Origin of the sequence: Streptomyces aurantiacus JA 4570 (genome assembly GCF_000414115.1) — a bacterium.
Lineage (GTDB): Bacteria > Actinomycetota > Actinomycetes > Streptomycetales > Streptomycetaceae > Streptomyces > Streptomyces aurantiacus_A.
The window spans coordinates 1-4,194 of record NZ_AOPZ01000131.1; the positions used below are offsets into that span (position 1 = coordinate 1).

Consider the following 4,194-nt stretch of genomic DNA (forward strand, 5'->3'; position numbering starts at 1 on the left):
CGCCGCTCGGGCCCATCGGCGCCACGGCGGCGCTGCTCAGCCTGGCGGCGGGCGCGGCCTGCTGCGCGGCCTGGGCGGCGCGCGGGGCGGCGGTGCGGACCGGTCTGCGGGTGCTCGCGGCCGGGATCGTGGTCGCGGCGGCGGTGCTCGGCTCGACGACCGGGGTGATCGCGTGTGCCGGGATCCTGCTGTGCTCGCTCGCCACGGCGCTGATGCGGCGCAGGGGGCTCGGACTCGCCGGGTTCGCGCTGACGACGGCGGTGCTGACGGGGGGTGCCTGGGCGGTGGCGGACGGGGCGCTGCCGGAGGGGCTGAGCACGTCTCTGGAGGGGCAGCTCGGCGGGTACCGGGTGCGGATGTGGCAGGACGCCGAGGAGCTGACGGGCGCGCATCCGGCGTTCGGCGTGGGGCCGGGGCGGTTCGGCGACGCGTCGCCCGCGGTCACGGAGGGGCTGCTCGCGGACGGCAAGCCGCACTCGGCGCTGCTGCAGCAGGGCGCCGAGCAGGGCTTCGTGGGGGTGGCGCTGCTGGCGGCGGCCTTCTGCTGGCTGCTGTTCGCCCTGTGGCACTCGCCGCGGTCCACGCAGGTGGTCCTGACGGCGGGCGCGGCCCTGACGGCGCTGGCCGCGGTGGCGACGGTCGGCAACGCCCTGAGCGTGACGTCCGTGACGGTGGGCGCGGGACTGCTCGCGGGCATCGCCACGGCCCGCCCGCTGAGCGAGGAGCCGGAGCGGCTCAGGCCGGCGTACTCCCGGAGAGGCGCAGACGGTCGCGGATGACGCGCACGGCCGTCTCGGCGTTGTCGACGGTGACCGTGAACTTGCGGCCGTCACCCAGGCTGAGGACGAGGCCCTCGCCGCGCCGGACGACGACGGCGGTGCCCTGCTCGGGCCGCCAGCGGTAACCCCAGCCGCCCCAGTGCCGGGGCGTGACGGCGGGGGCGAAGTCGGCGCCCACGACGTGCGACAGCGGGATGCGGCGGCGCGGCACCCCGATGTGGCCGCAGCGCACCTCCAGGGAGTCGCTGTCGACCACCACGGCTACGTGCACGAAGGCGAGCGTGCCGAAAAGGATCAGCAGGCCCACGGCGATCAGGCCCACGATCGACATGATCAGCGGGAGGATGCCGGAGGGCCACAGGGCTTCGACGGCCAGGTCGATACCCAGCGCGAGGCAGGCGGCACCGCCGCAGGCCAGGAGCCACTGGCCGCGGTTCGTGGCGCGTCCGGTCCAGATCTCGGGCTGCTGCTCGGAGCTGACCCGCTCGCTGTGGGCGTGGTCCGTCATGCCATCGAGAGTACTCACGTTCCGGGACGACGGCACCGCGTCGCGGAGGGTTACTCCTCGGGGTGGACACCGACGCACGCCTGCCGGGGCACGGGCGGCGTACCGCGCCCCGGAATCAAGGGGCTGCGGCCCCCTCTAACAGGCAAAGCTGCGGAGCTAGGGCTCCAGCACCGGATCCGACGCCGCGAGCAGCCGTCCTTCGGCGTACGTGAGGGCCGCCCGCGGAAGCGCGGCCTCGCGGCCGCCGATCAGCACCGTGAGGGTCCCTTCGGCGCGCTCGCCGTCGTACGCGGCCGAGGCGCCCCCGTCTGCGGTCCCGGTCCGCTCGCCGATCCGGCGCAGTGCCTGCGCGGCGACGGCTCCGGCCGAGCCGTACAGGACGAGCGGCGCCCGGTCCGGCTGCTGCACGGCCGCGCGGATGCGCTCGGCGACCAACTCGTAATGGGTGCAGCCCAGGACGACGGCCCTTACATCGGGCGGGGTGAGGGCCGCGGCGGCCGCGATGGCGCGCGTGGTGGCCTCCTCGTCGGCCCGGTCCAAGGCGTCGGCGAGGCCAGGGCAGGGCACCTCGGTGACGGGCACGCCGGCGGCGAACTCGTCGATGAGGCGGCGCTGGTAGGGGCTGCCGGTGGTGGCGGGCGTGGCCCAGATCGCGACGGGGCCGCCGCCTGCCGCCGCGGGCTTGATCGCCGGGACGGTGCCGATGACGGGAAGATCCGGCTCCAGGCGGGCGCGCAGGGCGTCCAGGGCGTGCACGGACGCGGTGTTGCAGGCCACGATCAGCGCGTCCGGGCGGTGCGCGGCGGCGGCCTCCGCGACGGCGAGGGCGAGCCGGGCGATCTCCTGCGGCGTGTGCGGGCCCCAGGGCATCGTGTCCGGGTCGGAGGACAGGACGAGGTCGGCGCCGGGGTGCAGGCGTCGTACCGCGGCGGCCGCGGCGAGCAGTCCGATGCCGGAGTCCATCAGCGCGATCTTCACCCGGTCACCTTAGACGATCGGCCGGACAAGCCCGGCAGGGTGGGGCAGACTGCGGCGGATGAGCGCCGTTGTGTGGATCGCCGCCGCCTCGCTCGCCGCGTGGCTGTGGCTCCTTGTCGGGCAGGGTTTCTTCTGGCGTACGGATCTGCGCCTGCCACCGCGCCGGGAGCCGGAGCGGTGGCCGTCGGTGTGTGTCGTCGTCCCCGCGCGGGACGAGGCCGAGGTCCTGCCGACGAGCCTCCCCTCGCTGCTCGCGCAGGACTATCCGGGGCGCGCCGAGGTGTTCCTCGTCGACGACGGCAGCGGCGACGGCACGGGCGAGCTGGCGCGGGCGCTCGCGGAGCGGCGCGGCGGGCTGCCGCTGACGGTCACCACGCCCGGCGAGCCGCCCGCGGGCTGGACCGGCAAGCTCTGGGCGGTGCGGCACGGCATGACGCTCGCCCGCGCGCGCGGGCCCGAGTATCTGCTGCTCACCGACGCGGACATCGCCCATGAGCCGGACAGCCTGCGGGAGTTGGTGGCCGCGGCCACGACGGGCGGCTACGACCTGGTCTCGCAGATGGCGCGGCTCCGGGTGGCGAGCGCCTGGGAGCGGCTCGTCGTGCCGGCGTTCGTGTACTTCTTCGCGCAGCTCTATCCGTTCCGCTGGATCGCCCGCAAGGGCGGGCGGACAGCCGCCGCGGCCGGCGGCTGTGTGCTGCTGCGCGCGGAAGCCGCCGAGCGGACCCGGGTCCCGGACGCGATCCGGCACGCGGTCATCGACGACGTGGCGCTCGCGCGGGCGGTCAAGGGCGCGGGCGGGCACATCTGGCTGGGCCTCGCGGAGCGCGTCGACAGCGTGCGGCCCTATCCGCGTCTGGCGGACCTGTGGCGGATGGTGGCGCGCAGCGCGTACGCCCAACTGCGGCACAACCCGGCGGTGCTCGCCGGCACGGTGGGCGGGCTCGCGGTGGTGTATCTGGCACCGCCGGTGGCACTGTTCGCGGGGCTCGCGGCGGGCAGCGCGGGCGCCGCGCTCCTGGGCGGGCTCGCGTGGCTCGTGATGACCGTGACGTACCTGCCGATGCTGCGCTACTACCGCCAGCCGCTGTGGCTCGCGCTCACGCTGCCCGCCACCGCGTTCCTGTACCTCCTGATGACCGTGGACTCCGCCGTGCAGCACTACCGGGGGCGCGGCGCGGCCTGGAAGGGCCGTACGTACACGCGCCCGGACGCGGCCACGGCGGAGGAGTCCCGCCCGTAGGGCGAACCGGTCACTTCCTGCCGGGAGTCCAGTTCATGCCCCACCCGTAGGCGTAGTCGATGGTCCGCTGCGGGCTCACACCGCGCTCGGGCACCAGATAGCGGGCCTCGCGCTGGACCGTGAGTTCGCCGCCGTTGTTGGTGATGAGCGCGAGCGCGCAGACCGTCGACGGCACCGTGCACTCGTCGAGGGAGAAGTCGATCGGCGCGCCGTGCTGCGGGGTCAGCGTGACCGTGGCGTTCAGATCGGCGAAGCTCCGCGCGCCCTCGTAGATGGTCACGAAGATGACCAGGCGCTTCAGCTCCTGGGAGTGGTCGAGGTTGACCGTCAGGTTCTCTCCGGTCGACACGGCGCCGGTGCGGTCGTCGCCGTCGAGGAGGATGTACGGCGGCTGGTGCAGGGCGCCGAAGGCGTTGCCGAGCGCCTGCACGACGCCCTTGCGGCCGTCGGTGAGTTCGAACAGCGCGCACAGGTCGAGGTCGAGGTCCGCGTGCATGGCCACGGCACGGCCGAGCTTGCTGGCCCAGCCCTTGAACTGCTTGCGCACCTCCCAGTTGAGGTTCACCCGCAGCGCGCCCGACGTGCCGCCCTGCTTGGTCAGCGAGACGGACGGCGCCTCCTTGGTCAGCGTGACCTTGGTGAGGCGCACCGGCTGGGCGGGGGTCGCGGCGGGCGGGGGCGGCGGG

Annotated in this window: 5 protein-coding genes; 2 read left to right on the forward strand and 3 right to left on the reverse strand. The window is 74.9% G+C overall.

The features are described from left to right. Positions 1-779: O-antigen ligase family protein (locus tag STRAU_RS14890; protein WP_037659525.1), on the forward strand; the 779-nt coding region annotated here is incomplete at its 5' end. Here the strand turns inward: STRAU_RS14890 and STRAU_RS14895 are convergent. Together STRAU_RS14895 and STRAU_RS14900 are read right to left on the reverse strand one after the other, a co-directional pair. Then, positions 736-1,287 carry a hypothetical protein gene (locus STRAU_RS14895; protein ID WP_016641156.1) on the reverse strand — a complete coding sequence of 184 codons (552 nt, stop codon included), beginning with the start codon at positions 1,285-1,287 and terminating at the stop codon, positions 736-738. The genes STRAU_RS14890 and STRAU_RS14895 overlap by 44 nt on opposite strands. 156 nt (positions 1,288-1,443) lie before the next feature. Beyond that, positions 1,444-2,265, reverse strand: a complete 822-nt coding sequence (locus STRAU_RS14900) for a glutamate racemase (protein ID WP_016641157.1) — start codon at positions 2,263-2,265, stop codon at positions 1,444-1,446. A gap of 58 nt (positions 2,266-2,323) precedes the next feature. Here STRAU_RS14900 and STRAU_RS14905 point away from each other — a divergent pair, with 58 nt between their 5' ends. Beyond that, positions 2,324-3,508 (forward strand): glycosyltransferase, encoded by a 1,185-nt coding sequence (locus STRAU_RS14905; protein ID WP_037659528.1) that lies wholly within the window; start codon positions 2,324-2,326, stop codon positions 3,506-3,508. 10 nt (positions 3,509-3,518) lie between these two features. Here the strand turns inward: STRAU_RS14905 and STRAU_RS14910 are convergent. Continuing rightward, the coding region (locus STRAU_RS14910) for a TerD family protein (protein WP_037659530.1) at positions 3,519-4,194 on the reverse strand (676 nt) is incomplete at its 5' end.

Coding starts and splice junctions, on each gene's coding strand:
- STRAU_RS14895 (WP_016641156.1), bottom strand. CDS start 1,287: ATGACGGACCACGCCCACAGCGAGCGGGTCAGCTCCGAGCAGCAGCCC.
- STRAU_RS14905 (WP_037659528.1), top strand. CDS start 2,324: ATGAGCGCCGTTGTGTGGATCGCCGCCGCCTCGCTCGCCGCGTGGCTG.